23 protein-coding genes are annotated in these 19,836 nt (G+C 48.1%); 7 read left to right on the top strand and 16 right to left on the bottom strand.

Annotated elements, in window-relative coordinates; all coding sequences use genetic code 11:
• The first annotated feature begins 79 nt into the window (after positions 1-79).
• Positions 80-937: an MBL fold metallo-hydrolase gene (locus QXJ75_03215; protein ID MEM3737088.1), complete on the top strand. Its 858-nt coding sequence runs from the start codon at positions 80-82 to the stop codon at positions 935-937.
• A gap of 49 nt (positions 938-986) precedes the next feature.
• Here QXJ75_03215 and QXJ75_03210 read toward each other — a convergent pair whose 3' ends face one another.
• From QXJ75_03210 to QXJ75_03200, 3 genes are read right to left on the bottom strand one after another with little or no spacing between them, the layout of a single operon-like run.
• Positions 987-1,124 (bottom strand): hypothetical protein, encoded by a 138-nt coding sequence (locus QXJ75_03210; protein ID MEM3737087.1) that lies wholly within the window; start codon positions 1,122-1,124, stop codon positions 987-989.
• Positions 1,125-1,174: 50 nt separating this feature from the next.
• A complete protein-coding gene (locus QXJ75_03205; protein ID MEM3737086.1) occupies positions 1,175-1,327 on the bottom strand; it encodes a hypothetical protein in 153 nt (50 codons plus the stop codon).
• Between the two features lie 23 nt (positions 1,328-1,350).
• Positions 1,351-1,578, bottom strand: coding sequence for an LSm family protein (locus QXJ75_03200; protein MEM3737085.1), 228 nt, complete (start codon positions 1,576-1,578; stop codon positions 1,351-1,353).
• A gap of 162 nt (positions 1,579-1,740) precedes the next feature.
• On the opposite strand from QXJ75_03200, the gene QXJ75_03195 reads away from it, so the two are divergent.
• On the top strand, positions 1,741-2,241 hold the full coding sequence (locus QXJ75_03195; protein ID MEM3737084.1) for a DUF1947 domain-containing protein: 501 nt from the start codon (positions 1,741-1,743) through the stop codon (positions 2,239-2,241).
• A gap of 5 nt (positions 2,242-2,246) precedes the next feature.
• Here QXJ75_03195 and QXJ75_03190 read toward each other — a convergent pair whose 3' ends face one another.
• From QXJ75_03190 to QXJ75_03160, 7 genes are all read right to left on the bottom strand, one after another.
• Positions 2,247-2,939 carry a helix-turn-helix domain-containing protein gene (locus QXJ75_03190; protein ID MEM3737083.1) on the bottom strand — a complete coding sequence of 231 codons (693 nt, stop codon included), beginning with the start codon at positions 2,937-2,939 and terminating at the stop codon, positions 2,247-2,249.
• Positions 2,940-3,025: 86 nt separating this feature from the next.
• Positions 3,026-4,078, bottom strand: a complete 1,053-nt coding sequence (locus QXJ75_03185; protein MEM3737082.1) for a hypothetical protein — start codon at positions 4,076-4,078, stop codon at positions 3,026-3,028.
• 11 nt (positions 4,079-4,089) lie between these two features.
• Positions 4,090-5,118 (bottom strand): nucleotidyltransferase domain-containing protein, encoded by a 1,029-nt coding sequence (locus tag QXJ75_03180; GenBank protein ID MEM3737081.1) that lies wholly within the window; start codon positions 5,116-5,118, stop codon positions 4,090-4,092.
• Between the two features lie 39 nt (positions 5,119-5,157).
• Positions 5,158-5,550: a dihydroneopterin aldolase family protein gene (locus QXJ75_03175; GenBank protein ID MEM3737080.1), complete on the bottom strand. Its 393-nt coding sequence runs from the start codon at positions 5,548-5,550 to the stop codon at positions 5,158-5,160.
• Positions 5,551-5,649: 99 nt separating this feature from the next.
• Positions 5,650-6,624 carry a GTP cyclohydrolase MptA gene (gene mptA / locus QXJ75_03170; protein ID MEM3737079.1) on the bottom strand — a complete coding sequence of 325 codons (975 nt, stop codon included), beginning with the start codon at positions 6,622-6,624 and terminating at the stop codon, positions 5,650-5,652.
• A gap of 201 nt (positions 6,625-6,825) precedes the next feature.
• Entirely contained in the window at positions 6,826-8,421 is a 1,596-nt protein-coding gene (locus QXJ75_03165) for a dihydropteroate synthase-like protein (GenBank protein ID MEM3737078.1), read from the bottom strand.
• A 26-nt stretch (positions 8,422-8,447) separates the two neighbouring features.
• Positions 8,448-9,236: a 6-hydroxymethylpterin diphosphokinase MptE-like protein gene (locus tag QXJ75_03160; GenBank protein MEM3737077.1), complete on the bottom strand. Its 789-nt coding sequence runs from the start codon at positions 9,234-9,236 to the stop codon at positions 8,448-8,450.
• Between the two features lie 79 nt (positions 9,237-9,315).
• Between QXJ75_03160 and QXJ75_03155 the strand changes: the two genes are divergently transcribed.
• The gene (locus QXJ75_03155; GenBank protein MEM3737076.1) at positions 9,316-10,002 is read left to right on the top strand and encodes a DUF447 family protein; all 687 of its coding nucleotides are present in this window, start codon (positions 9,316-9,318) and stop codon (positions 10,000-10,002) included.
• Entirely contained in the window at positions 9,963-10,928 is a 966-nt protein-coding gene (locus QXJ75_03150; GenBank protein ID MEM3737075.1) for a kinase, read from the top strand. Before QXJ75_03155 ends, QXJ75_03150 begins: the two co-directional genes overlap by 40 nt.
• A gap of 31 nt (positions 10,929-10,959) precedes the next feature.
• Here the strand turns inward: QXJ75_03150 and QXJ75_03145 are convergent, their stop codons facing one another.
• The 3 genes from QXJ75_03145 to QXJ75_03135 form a co-directional block, all read right to left on the bottom strand.
• Positions 10,960-11,109: a hypothetical protein gene (locus QXJ75_03145; GenBank protein MEM3737074.1), complete on the bottom strand. Its 150-nt coding sequence runs from the start codon at positions 11,107-11,109 to the stop codon at positions 10,960-10,962.
• Positions 11,110-11,381: 272 nt separating this feature from the next.
• Positions 11,382-11,942 carry a TATA-box-binding protein gene (locus QXJ75_03140; protein MEM3737073.1) on the bottom strand — a complete coding sequence of 187 codons (561 nt, stop codon included), beginning with the start codon at positions 11,940-11,942 and terminating at the stop codon, positions 11,382-11,384.
• A gap of 86 nt (positions 11,943-12,028) precedes the next feature.
• Positions 12,029-12,622 (bottom strand): signal peptidase I, encoded by a 594-nt coding sequence (locus tag QXJ75_03135; GenBank protein MEM3737072.1) that lies wholly within the window; start codon positions 12,620-12,622, stop codon positions 12,029-12,031.
• Positions 12,623-12,755: 133 nt separating this feature from the next.
• Between QXJ75_03135 and QXJ75_03130 the strand changes: the two genes are divergently transcribed.
• Complete coding sequence (locus tag QXJ75_03130; protein MEM3737071.1) at positions 12,756-15,626, top strand: DEAD/DEAH box helicase; 2,871 nt, start codon at positions 12,756-12,758, stop codon at positions 15,624-15,626.
• 9 nt (positions 15,627-15,635) lie between these two features.
• Here QXJ75_03130 and QXJ75_03125 read toward each other — a convergent pair whose 3' ends face one another.
• Together QXJ75_03125 and QXJ75_03120 are read right to left on the bottom strand one after the other, a co-directional pair.
• Complete coding sequence (locus tag QXJ75_03125) at positions 15,636-16,613, bottom strand: zinc metalloprotease HtpX (GenBank protein MEM3737070.1); 978 nt, start codon at positions 16,611-16,613, stop codon at positions 15,636-15,638.
• 206 nt (positions 16,614-16,819) lie between these two features.
• Positions 16,820-17,368, bottom strand: coding sequence for an isochorismatase family cysteine hydrolase (locus QXJ75_03120; protein ID MEM3737069.1), 549 nt, complete (start codon positions 17,366-17,368; stop codon positions 16,820-16,822).
• A 108-nt stretch (positions 17,369-17,476) separates the two neighbouring features.
• Here QXJ75_03120 and QXJ75_03115 point away from each other — a divergent pair, with 108 nt between their 5' ends.
• Entirely contained in the window at positions 17,477-18,118 is a 642-nt protein-coding gene (locus tag QXJ75_03115; protein ID MEM3737068.1) for a molybdenum cofactor guanylyltransferase, read from the top strand.
• A 247-nt stretch (positions 18,119-18,365) separates the two neighbouring features.
• Positions 18,366-19,178 (top strand): site-specific DNA-methyltransferase, encoded by an 813-nt coding sequence (locus QXJ75_03110; GenBank protein ID MEM3737067.1) that lies wholly within the window; start codon positions 18,366-18,368, stop codon positions 19,176-19,178.
• On the opposite strand, the gene QXJ75_03105 is transcribed toward QXJ75_03110, so the two are convergent.
• Entirely contained in the window at positions 19,146-19,592 is a 447-nt protein-coding gene (locus QXJ75_03105; GenBank protein ID MEM3737066.1) for a BsaWI family type II restriction enzyme, read from the bottom strand. The genes QXJ75_03110 and QXJ75_03105 overlap by 33 nt on opposite strands.
• Positions 19,593-19,836 lie beyond the last annotated feature (244 nt).

Genomic DNA, 19,836 nt, shown 5'->3' with positions numbered 1-19,836 from the left:
ATCGATACCTTAATAGTTTCTGGGAAACTTGTCTCTGTGAAGTTTCAGGGCGAAACTTCGGGACGCGTGGTGATGGTTTATGGTTAAAGAGATGAGATTAACGGTTGTAGTTGAAAATTCAGCCAGCTTAGAGAAGCCCTACTTGTTAGCTAAACATGGACTGTGCTTTCTTATAGAAGTGAAAATAGATGAGAGCCGAGAGACATTGATAATGATGGATACAGGTCCTTCGTCGGATGTTACGCTTCACAATATTAAAGCATTGGGTGTGGACCTAGAGAATATTGAAGCGATAGTTCTCAGCCACGGGCACTATGACCATGTTGGTGGTCTCTTAGATGTGCTGAAACAAATAAACAGCCAAACTTTAGTAGTAGCTCACCCAAAAATCCTCAACCCGAAGTTTACATACAAACCAAACCTAAAACATATAGGCCCGCCATTCAAACTTCACGATGTTGAATCAGCCGGAGGCCTGCCGCTTTTAGCCCGTAACTCAGTCATGTTGGCTAAAGGGGTTATGACAACGGGAGAAATAGAGCGAAGCGTCGACTTTGAAAAGACGGAGGACTTTCGAACTGTTGATGAGGGTATCTTCAAGGAGGATGCTATGTTGGATGAGCAGTCTTTGATATTTGACCTCGAGGGTAAGGGGCTTGTTGTTATTTCCGGCTGTGGGCATTCAGGAATAATAAACACCATTAGACACGCACAGAGAACAGCAGGGGAGAACAATTTATACGCGGTGATTGGAGGTTTCCACCTAATAAAGGCTAGCGACGAGAGGATCCGAAAGACAATAGATGAACTCCTAAAGTTCAACCTGAAACTGATCGGGTCGTGCCACTGCACTGGGTCCAAAGCAGTCCAACAGCTCAACAACGCCTTTGGCGAGCATTACATCTCCCTCAGAACCGGTGATGTTTTAAGGCTTTGAAAAATGTGATTGAAATGTCTAGTAAAATAATAATCAACGCTCAGGGAGATTAGAGTTGAGAAAGTTTGCCTAAGATTATGGCTACATGGAAGTCGAAACAGATACTGGTCATGCTGGCGTCTGCTGTACTCTCTAAACCGAAATAGCCTAGCCGGCTAGCTTCAATAGTGTTCTGGTAATATTCCAAACAGACGCAATAAAAGCTGAAAATGTCATGTCCTTTAAGTTGAGTTTTTTTTATAATCTCTTTAGTGTGGGGCTTTTAATCTTCCTAGTCTCCCCAAAGCCGCAGGCGGCGCATCTCCTCTTTCGGATATGGAAGGCTCTTCTGCCGCATCTCCTGCATCTCACATGAACAGGCTTGTTGAACTTACCGGATGATATCGCCATAGATCTCTACCTGCGCTTTGCCCTCATGTTTTTGGTGGTGATATGACCACTACGTTATCTCCTCTGACGATGATTGTGCCTAACTTGAGTGACTTGTCTGGGAATAGATCCTCCGCCTCTTGGAGAACTAGGTTCATGTGCTGGTCGAAGCCTTGCAACTTACCTCGAATACTCTTGCCACCCTTCAACTTCACTAGGACGACTCTGCCGAGGCTCTCTTCCAAAATCTTGGTAGCCATATCCTCCGGCATCTTCACCATCCACCCCACTGATTTTCGATGTATACAATTTAAAGGTATCGATGGCAGAGTCTCCTAAATTTGAAGGAGTCGAGTCTGTGGGTCCCCAATAAAAGCTTAAGTGACGGGTTATATCGTAAGGTATAATAACTGCATACTTTTGTTTAGGTTGAGTTGCGTCGTTACTTTCTTAAGGGTAGGGAAATAAATAATTTAACAGAGAAGATTCCTGCCCCCATAGTGAACTATCTCGCTGAAAAGCATCTGAAGAGGCGCGTTGTTGTTGAGGTGGCAGAGCTAGAAGGATGGAAGGTATATTTCTTTGAGGGTCGCCCACTACTCGCAGAGACCGAGGACGGAAAAATTTTCCCGACATTGGGTTTCACGGAGGTGTTTAGTCTACTACCTAGGGTGATAGTGGACATGGGGGCTGTTCCTCACATCTGCAACGGCGCAGACATCATGGCCCCTGGCGTGGTAAAAATTGATGGTGAATTCGGCGGAGACTCTCTCCTCATAATTATCGACGAAAAGAACCTAAAACCAATCGCTATAGGGTGGTCAATATATCCCTCCAAGAACATGTCGATGACAAGGCGGGGAAAAGTTGCAGTGAATGTGCATTACGTGGGAGATAAGCTTTGGAAGGCATTACTGTCATCCGGGCTGAGCTAGAGGGCTTAGGCATCGGGGATTCTAGTCTTTTTCTCTAGGAAGTGGAGTCTCTTCTGAAGAGCTGCGAGAGCATCCCTTATCTTCTTCTCCCGTGTTTTCAACTCTTCTGCAAGTAGGTCTACATCAACCTGTCTGTCTGAACCTAACATATTGTAGAGGATCTCCCTCTCAAGGAGCTCAGTCGATGCCTCCCTAATCCTCTTGTGAGCTAAGTTCAGCGCTTTCTGCCTCAAACAGAAAAGAGCCGCCTCTGCCTCTTCCAGCCTCTCAGTCTCCCTATTGATTTCACATATCAGCGAATCCGCCATCTCTAGGCTCTTTGCTATGTCAGAGACTTTCTCCAACTCTTGGAGTCTATCTTCTAATCTCTTAAGTTCAATTGGGCATTTGGCAGGCTCTTTAACACGTGGCGGTACCTCGTATGTTCTGAAATAGCAGGTATCACCAGCTAATCCAACCGTCATGTAAAAGGATCTGGCGAGGGCATAGTATTTGCGGGGTGGGGCTGCAAGTTCACTGTCCGCCTCGTAAGCGTTTACAAGACCGTAACGTTTGAGAAGCTCCATATGTTTCAGGATCGCCTGTTGGCTTACTTCCAGCTCCTTAGCTAACTGTAGGAGGTAGCGTGGCTCTTCAGCTAGCAGCCTAATTATACGCCTCCTAGTCTCGTTGCCGAGAACGTCGAAGAGGGTGTCCATCGAATCCTGTTGCATAAAGCCTCTAAAATAGAGTTCTCTTAATATGATTTAAATCTTACTTTAGTTGAGATAGTAACAAAAAGTTCCTATTCCTCTTTCGGCTTGATAAAATCCAGCCCCCCAGCCGCCAGAGAGCCTACCACAACTCTGTAGTATGCTCTCCCACTTTGAACATCCCGAACTTCTTCGAGAATGCCCCGAACTGATATCACCTCGTCTTCGCGAAATATGCCACCGTAAAGACCCTCGAAACTTACAACCTCCTCTATACCATCAACCTCTACACCACTAACGACGCGGGCATCAGTCACACGGTAGGTAGCTGGTAAGAAGATGGAATCGCTTGCATCCTTTATGGCAGCCTCCACCTCCACTGGGCCGATATGCCTGAAGGCTCTACGCCCGTATACGTCAGCAACCTCTTTATCCAACCTGATTGGGTGAACGGAGAAGTTTACGTCGTTGAAGATGCCCCTATTCCAACTTCTCCCATAGATAACCTTAGCCTCGTTGCAGGTTAAGGGGTAATGCTCCGCCTTACTTTTGCACCATTCTTCCATTAGTGCGCCTGAAAACTTCTTAATGCTGCCACTTTTGCTGGTATAAAGTTTTAGCAGGGCATCTTTGACTTTTAGCGCATTCTCTCTCCCAAGGATGGTGAGGTCTATATCTGATACGGCTAGGCGGTGGATTCCAATCAGTATAGAGCCAGTCACCCCAAAGAACTCAGTGGACACTCTGCTCTCTTCTGAAAGCTTCGATACGAGCTGTACAGCCGCACTTTCAAGTTCATCCTTGCACCCTACCTCCAATAGTCTCCTAAGCCTCTCCTCTGGGCAGAAGTGGAATGTTATACTCTTGAGTGGGACTGCTGAGAAGTCTGTTTCTAGGTACCGGTCATGGAATACATACTCTGGGAAGTTTTCTCTGAGAAAGTTTAACGTCTCACGTATGTGGGGGATAGTATAATACGGCAATATCCGCTTGAACCTTCGGCCAGCAGAACCCCATTCTCCATCTTTGGCTGAAATATACTTCAAATAAGCCATCACCCTATCCGGAGGGTGCGTGTACCCCACTACACAGAAGTAGAGTTCTCCGGCAGCTAGGAGGTAATCCCTATCTTTAAATACCCTCAAGGAGCGCGGCATCACTTCACCGTAAGAATGTATTCTTGGCGCTGGTTTCCAACCACTACCCTATGATATACTACGTCTCTCTTACAAACCTTCTCCAGCTTTCCCCTAACGGAGATAGTGTCCCCTCTCCGGGCTTGCTCACAGAACCTCCCTCTAAAAGAAACCACCTCCTTCAAATCATCAACCTTCAGCCCCTTTGAATATTCAATGTTTTCTATCAGGTAGCGGCAAGGCGTAAATATTGAGTCACAGTCATCGACCACCTCAGCCTTAAATTCAACTTCCCCCTCAGCCTTATAGTAGGCTTCACCATAAGTCTCCCCAATCTCGCTAGGCTCTTTAACCAACCTGATGAAGTAATCTCGCCCTTGAAACTTGCCTTGAAGCACCTTGCCGCGTTCAATTCTCAGAAAATCCTCGTAGGGCATAGATGTATCTAAAACCCGGGAGCGGTAGAGTGCCTTCAAATCCTCCTCCTCATATAGCCTAACGCCCTCTAACTTCGAGAGGGCGAGTTCCCTTAGAGTGCGGTATACCTTCCGGCAACTCTCTTCGCCATAGAAGACTAGGTCGATATCCGATTCTGGCGTGTGAAGCCCTAGCATGATCGAGCCGGAGACGCCAACTTTACTCAATTGAATTCGTGATTTGTGCCTCAGGAGGCCCGCGAGAGCTAGCGTGCAGTGTTGCAAGGGGTCAAGCCTCACCAATCTCCGCAGACCAGCTAGGGCTGACACGGGTGTGAAGTAGCGCAAGATCTTCGAGCGTGGGACCTCCCCTTGTTCACAACCGAATACGGGGTCGTAAGGGAAAAACTCTGGAAACCTACTCCTAAGTAGTTTGCAGGCTTCACTAAGGCTTGGGATCCGTTCGTAGCACCGACCCTGCCTTCGTCTCCAACCTTCCTTGGTTTGGATGTATTTTGGGTAAGCTACTACACGGTCTGGGGGGTGGATTATGCCTTTAACGCTGAAGATAATCCTATCTGGGGTTTCCAGATAGTCACCTTCCCGAGGTGCCAACCTAATATAGGTTTTCAAGGTTGCCAGAAACTCCAAGCCTCGCCGCTGAGTCCTGACCTATAATTCCTCACCGATTTCCTCGATATACATAAGCGGATAATCAAGCTCAGGTATGTATCTCAGTCTGGCTGTAGCCTTTGCCTTGCCATATCGGATATTAACGGTAACATCAAGATGATCGCCCATCAGGGTCTCATAGTCGTAGGGGCTAGCTCTTTCCTTCGGTGTTTTAGTGTTGACCTTGACTTTTACATCTTCCCTGAAGGGCTGAAGCTTAGCCGTCTGCTCCATAGCCTTCTCGAGCGCTCTTACCGCCTTGAGGTCAGCCCCGGATATAGGCGTCCCGACGAACTGGTGGTAGAGAGCAGCGAGGGCTATTCCCCCTTCAAATGCTGCCCTCTCCCTCTCAGTGGTTCCTTTAGCAAAGTACTTAACGGCTGGGTCCTTCATACCTAACCGCCTCAACACCCACAAATTCTACACTAGTGGTAAAAAAGATAAAGGCTGCACGCATCTCTTATCGTTGAATTGCCGCGCTGAGGTTTCATTTTAAGGTTGAGGGGTGGCAGGCTGATCGCTATGGCATGCCCGCCTTAGCTCGCGTCTGAGTTCGCCCACGGTAATCTTTCTTCTAGTCACTAGGTCGTGTTTATGAACACTCTCGCTGCTTCTAACCTTAAATTCCACAACCACTGTATCTGGAAGTTCAGGAAAGCTCCTTATGAAATTTCGCATCATATGCCTTATGCAGTCCTCCACGAATCTGGGTCTCTCCGCCGCCATCTTAACTACCTCCGCCTCATCACTCCTCTTCAAAAGCCCAAATGTTGGGGCACTCATTGAGTCTTCAATTACGTCCGCGATTCGAGCTGCATCTAACTCGAATCCCTCTGGTACATCCGTAAAGATAGAGCTGTAACTCCGCTGCATATGTGTGGCTATCGGTATGGAATCTAAAAATTTGTCAGCTACCTCCTTCGGGATCCCTTTGAAACCTGTTAAACTCTTCTTGGAGATGTCGCGGAGGATCTCTTGGGCGCAGGGGCACGCTGTTAGACCTGTAATTCCAACTCCGATTTGCTTCCTAATTTTAAACTCACCCTCCTCGGCCCCCCTTTTTCCCACAGCTCTTGCGGTGAGGTCGCATGACTCGTATGAGATCTTCCTAAGCTTGGGTGTAGGTTTTTCTAGAATAGCTTCTCCGTAAGCTTTCACCTCGGATCTAGTAGCATACACATGATGATTTAGTAGTTCCTTGGCTATGACGGCGCAGATGTCCTCGAGTTTATATGTCTGACCTACATGCCTCCCAATAATCTCAAGTATCACCTCATAGCTCCTCGAAGCGTGGATGCCTTTGAGCTTCGAGGGTAAATCTATGAAGACGTCAAAAGTGGGGATTATCACCACAGGTTTCCCATGGAATGAAACATAGCCTATTGGCGTCTTAACTCCCACAACACCAACTTTCTGAAGCGAGATCGGGATGGCTGCCCGTTTGTTCTGCACGTCAGGCAGTTTCATCTACACCGTCACCCTAAGTCTGGTTGCAAAAAAATTAGCATACTCCCATATATGTTGGAATGTCTACAGCATTTAGATACCCTAGTGGGCTAACTGGAAACTAGGGTTGGCGAATGCGTACGCTTAGGTCTTATGCTATGCCAGCATCTTAAAAATTTTATAGTTAAGCCGACGCGTATGCACTCAAACGATTGCTGAGCCTCAGAAAGTTTGGCCCTTATAGAATACGCTTTCGGTAGTTCTGTCTTGGATATAGCTCCTACCCGTTTCAAGCGCCAAGCGTGCCTTCTCCAACTCGCTGCCTAAGTATGCTGCATGGCTTAGACTTGAGATGAGCCCCTCCGCTATGGCTGCCGTGTATAGTTCGACTGGTCTACGCCCTCTGATCACCAGTTTAGGTTTAGTCGAGCCAGTAGGGTAATGGTACATGATTATCTTTCCACGCCGCCGGTCAAGGGCTATCTTAAAGCAGCCTTTTTGATCGTAAGTAAACTTTGGTCTCTCCGCCGCGTTCACTACCTTCACGTTCAAGGGTAACTTCTCAGCTGGAGGCTCCACTCTTCGCTTTTCTTTAAAGATGAGAAGATCTGCTCCCAGATCCTTGGGGGGTGAGCCTCTCTTTTTCGCCAACTGGAGCATCTGGACGGCTGTTGAGAGTTCTCTGACGCAGCCTCTCGTCTTGTCACTCGCCTCTGTGGTGAAGAGGACAGCTGCCCCAAGTTCAAACCCGAGAGCTGCGAGGATGAAGTTAACGCCTATCGAATCTACGTCCACCAGCTCGGTTACATTACCTATCCCCATGAGTAGCGGGGTTTCGGGGTTCCTCTCAGCAAACCTGTAGTATGCCTCTAGAGAACTCTGGAGGCTTGGTAGGAGTGGTGGATTCAGAATGAGGTCACCAATAATCCGCTTGAATCCGAGGGATTTCGCTTGGGCTATATTCCTCTCCAAGTTGGCAACCTTCTCAGCCACGCCTGTAGGAGTTGACTCTGTGGAGATAGGTGTCACGACCACTGGAACCTCAGAGGCGAATTTCGCAACTGCCGGCATATTATCAGCGTTCACACTAAGAATCAGGTCTACCCCTGCCTCAACCGCTGATCTTATCTCCTCTACATCATTTGAGTCGATGCTGACAGGCTTCCTGACGGTTTGCTTGAGAACTTTGACAGCCCGCGCAGCTCCCTCTGGCTGCCCCCCACCTGCAGCCATCCCTACATCTATGATGTCAGCCCCAGATCTAACATAGTAGCGTGCCCACTGTTGGAGTTCTCTTTTGCTGAGTTGTTGTGCGTTCACGATCTCAGCTAATATAAGTGGGGGGAGGTCTCTTCCTACCCAGACTCTCCCCGCGTCGGAGCCTATGGCGAATTTGCCTAGTCTCTTTGCCTTTTCAGCTGTCTCCGACCTAAGGCGGTTCAATTCTTTAATGGCCCTCCTCTTCAAGTTATCTCCAAGCAACTCGCAGGCTGGTCTAGTGGTGGACAGCATCTTCTTGTCGTGGGCTATTTGGTTTAGAACTGCTGGGAGGTCAGCTGCTTGCCTTGGGCCCTTGAAAGTCGGCACCCCGACTTTCTTCTGTATTTGGAGCGTGTCTCCCATCATCATCCCTGGGACAAGTATCATGTCAAAGCCTGTAAGATCTCTAGATGCCAGTGCCTCCGCGATATAACGCGTCGTCATTAGGGCGGCTACCTGTTTGGGCAGAACCATAACTTCTATGGGCACGGGGCTCTTCCTTACATAGCGTTTTACGGTGTCGGAGGCCAGCTGGCCTGTAACTACGAGAACCTTCAATTAACACACCTCTAGACAAGTTGCCATTAGCTAACGGTGAGGTTTCTCCATCTGGCTAAGTTCTCGAATCGAATGTTCGGGACTCCCCATATCTTCTCCCCGCAACCTGTGGCGTTTAATATCTTCATTCTGGAATGCTTCGAGAGCCAAGACAAGAGTTCCTTGGCTATTTGGTGTTTCTTACGCTTCGCCTCCCAAGCCGGGCTGTCAGCTTCAAGGTGTGGCTTCGAGTACTTGCCCACCACTGAGCCAAGATCCATTCCAGCCAGAACAATGAGTACGGCGTCAAGTGCTTCAGCAAGGAAGGCGCAGCGGTCTCCATCGGTGAAGCCGCCGAAGTTGTAGACGCCTAGCCGCGGCTGAACCTGTGTGGTTCCAACCATTTCGCCGTGGAAGACGGGCAGATAGCCTTTCAAGGCCTCAATATTGTCGCCATGAGCGTGGATGACGGTCAGAGCTCCAGCCTTCTGAGCCTCTAGTATATCCTTAATCCTCCCATCAAGGTCGGTGACTATAAGCTCGGGGGTAAGATTAGCCTTCATAAGGGCCGTTGTCGCACCATCGGCTGAGACTATGCACCATTCAAAGCGGTCTATCACTTTAAGTGCTTCTCCCAAATTCTCTTCCAAGGAGGGGCCTGCTCCGAAGATAATCACAGGTCTGCCTTCCACCTTCCGCCTTAAATCTTCGAGGTGGGCGGCTCTCTTTCCTATGATGCTGCTGAGTAGGTCTGCTGCCCTCTGATCTTCGGCGGGATTCAAGTAGAAGATCTTGGCTATCTTCTCATACCAGGGCCACCAGTCTTCCAGTTTCATAATCCATCTTCCTAAAAGCCCAGTTGTCCTCTAAATATATGACGGTAAAGTATAAAGTAGGTGAAGACCCTTGGCTGCCGTGCCAGAATGTGAACTTATAAAACTAGGCTTTACCAAAGGCGAGACAGTTGAGGTGATAGTCTCCACTTATAATGGGAGAGGAGAGCCCAATGCAGCGCCCATGGGCGTAACCTTAGAGGAAGGGAGGCTAGTTATACGCCCCTACCTCACTTCTCATACTTACCTCAACCTCGTTGTGAAAGGGTGCGGCGTCGTTAACTTGACATCAGACCCGGAGCTATTCTATAGAACCGCCGTTAAGGGGCGGAGTGAAATGGAAGCTGTTCCATGTGAATGGTTTATAGCGGCCGAATCGGTTGACGCTCCAAGATTGAAGGGGGCTGAGGCTTACTTAGAATTTCAGGTGGTTGGTCAGTCTAAGATAAGCGTTGAGAGGGCGCAGTTTATTTGTGTAGCCTCACGGCTTGAAGTTAAGAAGGTTTATCCTAAACCCTACTCTAGGGCTACGTTCGCTCTTATAGAGAGTATAATCTATGCGACCAAGGTGAGGGAATATTTATCCTCAGGCAGAGTTAAAGAGGTGGAACCGTTGCTCTTACTGATAAACCATTACAAAGATCTAATAGGCAGGGTGGCGCCAGCCTCACGTTACGCTCTCTTAATGGCGGATCTAGTCAGTAAGGTCGAGTCTTGGAGGGCTGAACTTTGCGAGTCTACGTCAAGACCCCCGCAAGGCTCCACTTAGGCATAATTAATCCAACTGGAAGTTTTGGCCGTATGTATGGCTCTATCGGTGTCGCTGTAGATCGGCCAAATGTCGTGTTGGAGGCATCCCCAAACCGAGAAATTGAGGTTGTAGGTGATGAGGCTGAACTTGCGGAGGCCGCTGCGAAGAGGTTTCTGAGGTTTCACGGTATAGATGCAGGTGTTCGCCTCGTTGTTAGGCAGATGATTCCTCGACATGTCGGGCTTGGGTCTGGGACGCAGTTATCCCTTGCAGTAGCCGCAGCCTTGTCTAAGCTGTTGGGGGTTGGGTTGTCTGTCAGGCAGCTGGCTGCAATCATGGGTAGAGGTTCAATCTCAGGGATAGGTACGGCTGCGTTTGAAGGTGGAGGCTTCATATTAGATGGTGGGCTAAGATGCGGAGACGGTGTAGTTGCCCCAACTTCGGGTATCCCTCCACTCCTTGTTCGCCGAAGTTTTCCAGAGGACTGGTTCTTCGTTGTTGCGATCCCAGGTGTGGGGAGGGGGCTAAGTGGTGAGACTGAAATATCAGTGTTCAAGGAGTTCAAGTGTAGTGATGTAAACTTGGGAGAGATCTGCCGCCTAATTCTTATGAGGATGCTGCCAGCCTTAGAGGAGGAGGATATAGAGGTATTCGGAGAATCCCTCACTCGTATTCAGAGGTTTGTTGGCGAATTTTTCCGAAACTACCAAGGCGGAATATTCGGTAGCCTTCTTGGGGCTGAGTGCATAGATTTGATGCTTAGAGAGGGTGCGTATGGGGTAGGTCAGAGTTCATGGGGCCCAGCGGTATATGGGTTGGTTCGTGGGTTGGAGGCTGCGAGGTCTCTAACAGAGGTGGTGTGGAGATTCATCTCTCGAGGTGTTGGGGGGCTGGTTTTCCATGCGGCAGCAGACAATAGAGGTGCACAGATTAGCGTCGAGTAATTTTGGATGTGGAAGGTTTTGGTTGGAGGCTTCAGGTTTTCCCCTTTCTTAGGTTGTAGAGCATTATTAGAATTATGATTACGATGACGATTATGTTGATTGGATATAAGCCGAAGAGTAGGGCGATAGCTATGGCAACTAAGCTGAGAGTAACCTGCCATAATGTTCTCAATGTCGCCATATTAGAGGGGAGCAATTAGCTTAAAACCTTTTCATCAACCCGTATAGGGCTAGAAAAGGTTGATGATCACATCCACCAAGCGGATTCAGCTATGCACGCTCAAACTCACTTCGTCTCTTTGCTTTAAGCGCACGACTCCTACCTATACCCTCTTAGTTCTTTAGAGTAAAAAGAGCAATGATGCCAGAAATCAGACATTAAGCGTGCTCATTTGTTCATATAATAAACCAAGCTGAAAATTTCACAAAAATCAAAAACTCAAGTAACCCAGCTCAGTCATAGTGTATTATCTTCTCATCCTCAAGCCTCTGGTGGAGCTTGTTCACCGAGGCGTAGACCTCCTCCTCCTTCTTCGCTCCAGTACAGACAAGCTTTCCACTGGCGAAGAGGAGGATCACCACCTTCGGCTCATCCATCCTATAGATTAAGCCTGGGAACTGCTCAGGTTCGTAGAGCGTCCTCCCCAACCGGTAAGCCGCCTGCTCAAGATCTATATGCCCATTGAGGTTAGCTGAAGCTACTATATTCTGGATCTGAGTCTTCGTCTTCCCTATTATTACTATACCGCGGCTCTTCAACTCCTTAACAACCTTCTCAACAGCCTTGATCGCCTGAGCTTCCGACTTTGCACCAGTACAAACCATCTTCCCAGAGTTAAAAATCAGAGTTGCCGTCTTTGGCTTCTTCAACCTGAAGACCAAACCGGGAAACTGTTCAGGCCTATACTCAGCAGTGGGGAAGGATTTAGTTATGGCGTCCAGATCTACTGTATGTTCCAATGTAGCGGAAGCTACAACGTTCTCAATATTGACGGTAGCCTTGGCTTTCGGCAAAATATCACCTTTTAACGGGAGGGCACCTTTATAAGCTTTATATATAAACTTTATCATTATCCCGCTATATAAAGCTCTCTACGGCGCTAAGCCTGCTTTGCCTGTCCAACTCTCCTTCTCTCATCAACCACAGTCCAGATGACCAATATAACTATGATCGCGCCGCTTATGATCCTACCTTCAAGAGAGCCGAAAAAGATTATTAGGTAACCAAGGTAGGGGACACAATATATCACCCTTCCAACAATATCGCTCTCCTTGACGGTTCCCGGGTCAGGGTAAGGGACATTATAGCCCTGCGTTCTAAAGCCAACCGGATTATTCAGATCATCATACTCTACAGCGATCACCCTGTGAATTATGAACGTATTAGAACTCGGGCTCCTGAAGACTATGATAATGTTGCTGTCACCAGCCTGAAAGTCCCTAGAGATCTCTTGAGCGCTTGTGCCCTTTAAAACCACCAGATCCCCCTCCCTCATAACCGGCAACATGCTAGTCCCAGTTACAAAAGCTATAGGATTTGAAGTTTGGAGAAGATATACCATACCTGCCCACACGCCCACAATCACCAGAACCGTAGCTGCCAAAGTTACACCCATACGAAGCCACTCCTTCCTAGAAGAGGTCAAGGTCTTCCGATCTGCCTCGGCGCCGCAGCTATCTTCCCCTTGAATCACAGCCCTGCCACTTCACAACTATAGACGGCAAAGATAACAACCCTAAGGAATAAATCAATTTCGGAAAAGATCCCAACGCTCATTTCTTCGGATGGTTTTTCTACCGCCACCTTCACTCATTTAATGGTTGAAGATGACCACGGAGCCGACGGAGAACGTGTTTACGCTATTGGCCAAACCACTCCAGGAGGCCGTAAAGGAGAGAGGTTTCTCTGTCCCTACCGAACCTCAAAGGCGGGCAATACCTCTAATCCTCGAGGGTAAGAATGTCCTACTCATCGCACCTACAGCCACCGGCAAGACTGAAGCTGCCTTCCTCCCGATCTTGAACAACCTCATCACCACACCTGAGAGGCCCCAGGGAGTTGCCGTCATCTACATAACCCCCCTCAGGGCATTAAACCGTGACCTCCTAGAACGGCTAGAATGGTGGTGTAAACGACTAGACGTGAAGGTTGCGGTAAGGCATGGCGACACAGAGGTTTCGGAGAGGAGCAGACAGGCCCGAAGTCCGCCTGAGGTGTTAATAACTACCCCTGAGACACTCCAGGCAATCCTTCCCGGGAAGCTTATGCGCCGCCACCTAAGAGCAGTCAAATGGGTTATCATCGACGAGATCCATGAGCTAGCTTCCGATAAGCGGGGAAGCCAACTTGTCCTTGGTCTGGAGAGGCTTAGATGGATAGTTGAGAGGGACTTCCAGGTGGTGGGCCTCTCAGCCACAATTGGCTCTCCAGACAGGGTTGCGAAGTTTTTGGTAGGCATGAGAAGCTGTGAGATAGTCAAGGTTTCTATAGCCCGGGACATTAAACTCCAGATCCTCTACCCTAAGCCTTCTAGCGAAGACTATGAGCTTGCGGCGAAACTCTACACCCACCCGGAGGTAGCTGCTAGGCTCCGCGTAATCAGGGATATGATAGAGAAACATAACTCTGTCCTCCTCTTCACCAATACCAGATCTGTGGCTGAAGTTTTAGCGAGCAGGTTCAAGGTTTGGGATCTAAATTTTCCGGTGAGCATACATCACGGCAGCCTAGCCAAACCATCTAGAGTCATGGCGGAGAAGGGCCTTAAGAGTGGCAAGCTGAAAGGCCTAGTATGTACAAGCTCTCTAGAGTTAGGCATCGATGTTGGAAGGATCGACTTGGTCGTCCAATATAACTCCCCACGGCAGGTCACGAGGCTGGTTCAGCGAGTAGGCAGGAGCGGACATAGGATAGGCCGTATACCTAAAGGCGTTGTGGTAACACTAGACTCAGATGATACCCTTGAAGCAATGGTCATCGCGAGGCGGGCCATGGCTGACGACCTCGAACCAGTGTTCATCCCTGAGAAGCCTTACGATGCACTAACTCACCAACTGGTAGGGCTCATAATCCAGAAGGGCAGATGGCACTTCCTCGAGGTTCTGAAACTCTTCAAATCGACCTACCCGTATAGAGATCTGGATGAGGTCGACCTCGAGAAAGTTCTCACATACATGCATAATAGGTTTCCCAGACTGGCTTGGTTGTCCGCTGAGGATCAGGTCTTCCTCAGACCCAAGAAGACAAAGGACCTTTATGAATACTACTTTGGAAATCTTTCCATGATCCCGGACGAGAAGCAGTTCCTCGTAGTGGACGAGGCTTCGGAATCCCCTATAGGGGTGCTAGATGAAGCATTCGTGGCTGAATTCGGCGAACCCGGTGTGAAATTTATAGTCAGAGGCAGCGCTTGGAAGATCCTAAGCATCCATGAAGATAAGGTTTACGTTAAGGCTGTGGAGGACCCCACAGGAGCTATACCAAGCTGGGTTGGGGAAGAGATTCCAGTGCCCTTCGATGTAGCGATGGAGGTCGGCGGTATTCGGCGATTCGTAGAAGAGAGGCTTAAAGCTGGTAGTACCAGAGACCAGATCGCGAGTGAACTCTCAACCAGATATCCGGCTGCTAGAAGCGTTATCGGTGATGCCATCAGCGAGATTCTCGATCAAATCGCCCAAGGTTATCCGGTTCCTTCTGACAGTAGGATTACCGTCGAGGAGTGGGAAGACTACATAATCCTACAGTGCTGCTTCGGCTCCCTCGTAAATAAGACGCTGGCCAGAATGCTTGGCCACCTCCTCTCGGATAGGATCGGCCAAGTGGTCGGAGTTCAGGAAGATCCCTACCGAATAGTTATCCGTACAGAAAAGGGTCTGAAGGTCAAGGACGTATTGGACGTTCTCCACAGCCTCACCAAATCAGATATCGATAGTTTGGCAGTTGAAGCAGTCACCAAGACTGGCATCTTCAAGCGTAGGCTGATCCATGTTGCTAGAAAGTTTGGGGCGCTCTCAAAGCAGGCTGACTTCAGTACTATAAGCCTGAAGCAGTTGCTCGACGGTTTTAAAGGGACAGTCATCTTCGATGAGGCACTTAAAGATACATTAAACACCGATATGGATTTAGAAAACACAAAAGAGGTCCTCAAAAGAATCGAGGAGGGCTCAATCACGATAACGCCTATCACAAACCTCAAGGAGGCCACGCCGACGGCGAGAATCGGAGTCACGAAGATAGGTCGAAAGACCGATCTTATCCCGCCTGAGAAGATGAGGAGCATACTTGTCAAGTCAGCTCGAGCGAGGTTGCTGAATGAAGCCGCAGTCTTCGTATGCACTAATTGCTGGAAATATCTAGCAACTTTACAGATAAAGGGCCTTCCCAGTAAACTAAGATGCCCCCACTGCGGCTCCGCAGCGATAGGCATGGCTAAGGATGCCGAAGACAGTGTGAGAGATATTTCAGAGAGAAAAGTGAAAACATTCAAAGGCAAGGAGGAGAAACTCTACAGGTATATCCTCGACTCAGCCAAGCTCATATCAAGCTACGGGAGTACTGCGGCATTGGCCCTCGCAGGGCACGGTCTCCGTCCAGAGGATATAGAAGACCTCCTCATTAAAGTCAAGAGGCCCGATGAAGAGTTCTTCGAAGGCATCATCGAGGCCGAAAAGAAGGCGCTCCGAAGAAGGTTCTGGTAACCACTCCGGTTAGGCTCTCCTTAGTTGTTCTAAGACTCTTAACCGCTTCACAATGTTTGGGTGTGTAGTAAACAGCTCTAGCACCCTATCGGCCGTAGTTACCTTCCTCGAGAGTAGCTCGCTCACAAGCATCTGGTCAGAGGTGGCTCCACGGCTCCTTAGAAGTGCTGCCGAGTCATGGTCTGACCTCTCAGGGTCTGCGATGAAGAGGGTTCTAAACGCGTTGAACCTGCCAACTTCTTGGTGTGATCTAAGCTTCATCCGGCCTGTGTAAGTTACTATCTTCGCTAAGCCTTCAGAGAGCTTTCTTGCACCGTCCTCTACTATCATTACACTCCGCCTGTCAGCATAGTACTCGCGTTGACGGCTCAAACCGAGGACTGTTAGGGAGAGTATCCAGTAGAAAGCCATCGCAACTAGACCTATTAGCATGGCGCCGCCGACTCCGTTCCGTCTTCCACTGTAGCCTCCCAACCAAGCTGAGAGCATCATTGAGTAGGCTATGTAATAGAATATGGCTGGGAGGACTGATACGAACATCATAACCTGAACATCCCGATGCTTTAGATGGCCGATCTCGTGGCCTAGTACCGCCTCCACCTCCTCGTACTCGAGAGTGTCAAGCAGCCCCCTAGTTACTGCCACCATATTCCCAGTGAGAGGTGAGCCGTAGGCGAAAGCATTGGGGACGGAGATGTTTGCCATCATCAACTTCGGCTTCTTTATGCCGACCTTTCGGCTAAGTTCTTCGACGGTCTCGTGAAGTAAAGGATTCCTAGAGCGTGGGATCTCTTCCACTCTATACATTGCGTTTATCATTTTGGGGGCGAATAGCCACTGTAGGATGTTGAATATGATTATAATGGGAACTATGAAGAGTAGGCTAGCTCCCACGGAGCTGAGGAGGACTGTGAAGAATAGGGTTGACACGGCGACTATGAGCGCCACTGTACCGAGCATAGTGAGACGAAGCCGTATCAGACCCATAGCCAACCTACACACTCACCTCCACGCTTAGTTCTATTCACTTTTAGGTTTCTCGAGATTCTCGCCTATAAAAAACACTCTTTTATAAAAACATATCCTGCCTCTTTTTGATGTTCTCGAGAGACCTTGTTATAATATCTCGACTTGTGAGTGTTCTATAGGATCCCAACATCTGAAGTTTTATACATGGACTCGACTTTTTTTAGTCAATAGTCTCTGAGCCATCGCCCCGCTAGTTCCCTAGAACTGACCAGCTCGGCACCGTAGATCCTCTTTAAGTATTCTAGACCCTCTACGTGTTCTCTCTCGGTGGAGGCATCCACGCAATCTTCAGGTACAATTATTTTGTAGCCCCTGAAGAGGGCGTCAGCAGCCGTATGTCTTACGCAGATATTTGTATGGAGCCCAGTTAACACCACTGTATCCACGCCAAGCTGCCTTAAAAGTGGATCGAGGCCCGTCTCGTAGAATGCACTGTATGTTCGCTTGCCTAGAATGTAATCTTTATTTTGTGGTTTCAGTTCGTCGATTACTTTAGCCTCTTCGCTTCCAGCCATGGAGTGTTCTCCCCAGATGGAGAGTTCACTGTCTAGTGGTAGATGTGCATCGTTCACGTAGATTACGGGTCGCCCACTCCGCCTGGCAGCTTCTAGCAGCATCTTGAGCTTCGGAATTATCCTCGAGCTCCTCTCAGCCTTAAGTCTACCAGTCACGAAATCCCTCGCCATATCTATCACTAATACGGCTTCAACCATCTTTCCCCCCTCAACACTCACTAGACTCCTGAACTTAATTTGCATATCGCGGGGCTTGAGATTATGTATAACTTATAGGTTGGGGGATTTCTCTCATCTAGGTTAACCATGTCTAGGCTGAGGAGGGGCGCCATAATCCTAGCTGGAGGGAACAGCGTTAGGATGGGGTGGACAGATAAAGCCTTAGTAAACCTTGGGTCTAAGCCTCTGCTAGCCCACATCGTGCAAAGGGTTGCAGATATCGTAGACGCTGTCACGGTCGTAATAAGCAAAGAAGGTGAAATCGACCGTTATAAGACGGTTTTACCGGGAGAAGTAGAGGTGGTTAAGGATACCATCTCAGAGTGCGGACCCGTAGCGGGCATACTCACTGGGGCTGAGGCGTCAGAGGCTGACTACACGGTTGTCCTTCCATGTGACGCCCCTTTCGTAGAGCCGAGGGTAATTGGTTATCTCTTCGAGAGCGCCTTGGGGGCAGATGCCGCTGTACCGCGTTGGCCCAGCGGGTACATCGAACCTCTCCACTCGGTCTACAGGGTTAAGGCCCTTCGCAGGGCTGGTAAGGTTGCGTTCAAGGGTTCAAACCCTCCGGTCAGGATCCTAATCGAGGGGATAGGTAAGGTGATCTATGTGCCCACCCGCGAGCTTAGACGGTTTGACTCTGAACTCCTAACATTCTTCAATATAAACACAATAACGGATTTGGAGGCTGCACGGAAGATGTATATGATGTTGAAAAGCCACAGGTAATCAATGATATTAACTTGACTTAATCAGGTAAATCTTATAGGAGAGAGCTTTGCCAGGGGCTACATATGTTGCATTCTGACGCGGTTGCTTAATATTTGTGTCTAAACATCTTTTTAATTGGGAAAAGTTAAAACGTGAGGGAAGAGACTATCTTAAGAGCGTATAAGGTTATCGGCCAGAAAATAAGGGGGGTCAGGAAGAGCTATACCTATACGTGTAAATATGCGTGAGTGAGGAAGCCTAACAAGTGACAGAGCCCTACTTTAAAAGTAACTCGATACTCATCTACTGTGACGATATTCTGACAACAACCGCCATTAAAGAAAATAGTGTAGATCTCATCGTGACATCTCCACCTTATGATGTGGATATTAAATATGAGAATTATAACGATAACATCCCCTATGACGAGTATTTGGAATTTACTGAGAAGTGGTTGGCTAGATGTTATAATTTTTCCAAGCCAGATGGAAGATTATGCTTGAATATTCCTTTAGACAAGAATAAAGGCGGCCAACAGAGCGTTTGTGCTGATATCACGGTTAAGGCGAAGGAGGCTGGATGGAATTACCATTCTACTATCATATGGAACGAGCAAAACATTTCAAGAAGGACTGCGTGGGGTTCATGGTTAAGCGCATCCGCACCATATGTTATAGCCCCTGTTGAAGTCATCGTGGTACTCTACAAGAAGAGGTGGGAGAAGCTAAATAAAGGGAAGTCTGACATAACTAGAGATGAGTTTATTGAATGGACTAATGGTGTGTGGAACTTCGGTGGTGAAAATAGAAGTAAAATAGGCCACCCGGCGCCATTTCCCCTAGAACTTCCAAGAAGATGTATAAAATTGTTTAGTTTTGTTGGAGATACGGTGTTTGATCCCTTTCTAGGCAGCGGGACAACTCTGCTTGCATGCCTCGAAACCAATAGGATTGGGATTGGTGTAGAAATCAATAGAAACTATTGCGAGTTAGCAATAAGAAGGCTAAAAGAACATGGTATTTTCCAAGAAAAGCTAGAGAAAATGTTAAAAACTGTTTCTTCCGCGGATAAATCTTGAAATTTCCTCAGCCCACCTTTTAATGTCATCTGGTAGCTCGTTTAAAGGTCTAATTACGCCGCCCAAAGCTGTAGGTTCCTGAAGCTTACAAAACTCCGGCACATTCTCTACATAAACGCCGTCCAGATACGATTCCGCAAGCAAACGATCCTTACTGGGATTCTCCTCTGTTCCCCATTCAGACCTTAACTCCTCAGGTCTTCCAGCTCCAGCGTCAGGTGTTGCTAGCACGATCTTTGTTCGGGTAAGCATCCTAAACAATAGGCTCCAGAACAAGGTCTCAGTAAGGCGGCCGTGTAAGCTGGTCTTACAGCTTATAATAGTTATTGGAATTTCTCCTTCGACAGCCACAAGGTCAAGATCTCCCCAAACAGTATTCTGAGTATTGGACATTTTGAGGGGGAGAGTAAGCATCTTCCACAATATTTCACTCCTATTTTTTTACAGTCTCTTCACTCTTACCGATTATGATTTCTATACCTGTCCCTTGCAATTTCTCATTAAGGAACAATCTCACATAATCTTCCCAGCGATTACCAGATAAAGTAACCCTTCTTTGCCGTTCTCTAACAGTCTCCTCAATGCCCATATAGTCAACAATGATGGAAAGAACTCTTATATTTTGTTAACCTAATTTTAAGCTGGTAAACACTCATCT

The organism is Candidatus Bathyarchaeia archaeon (assembly GCA_038883335.1).
In the GTDB taxonomy this organism is placed as follows: domain Archaea; phylum Thermoproteota; class Bathyarchaeia; order Hecatellales; family Hecatellaceae; genus JAVZMI01.
The sequence above is the reverse complement of the archived record's forward strand: the minus strand, read 5'-3'. Positions and strand labels throughout refer to the sequence as shown.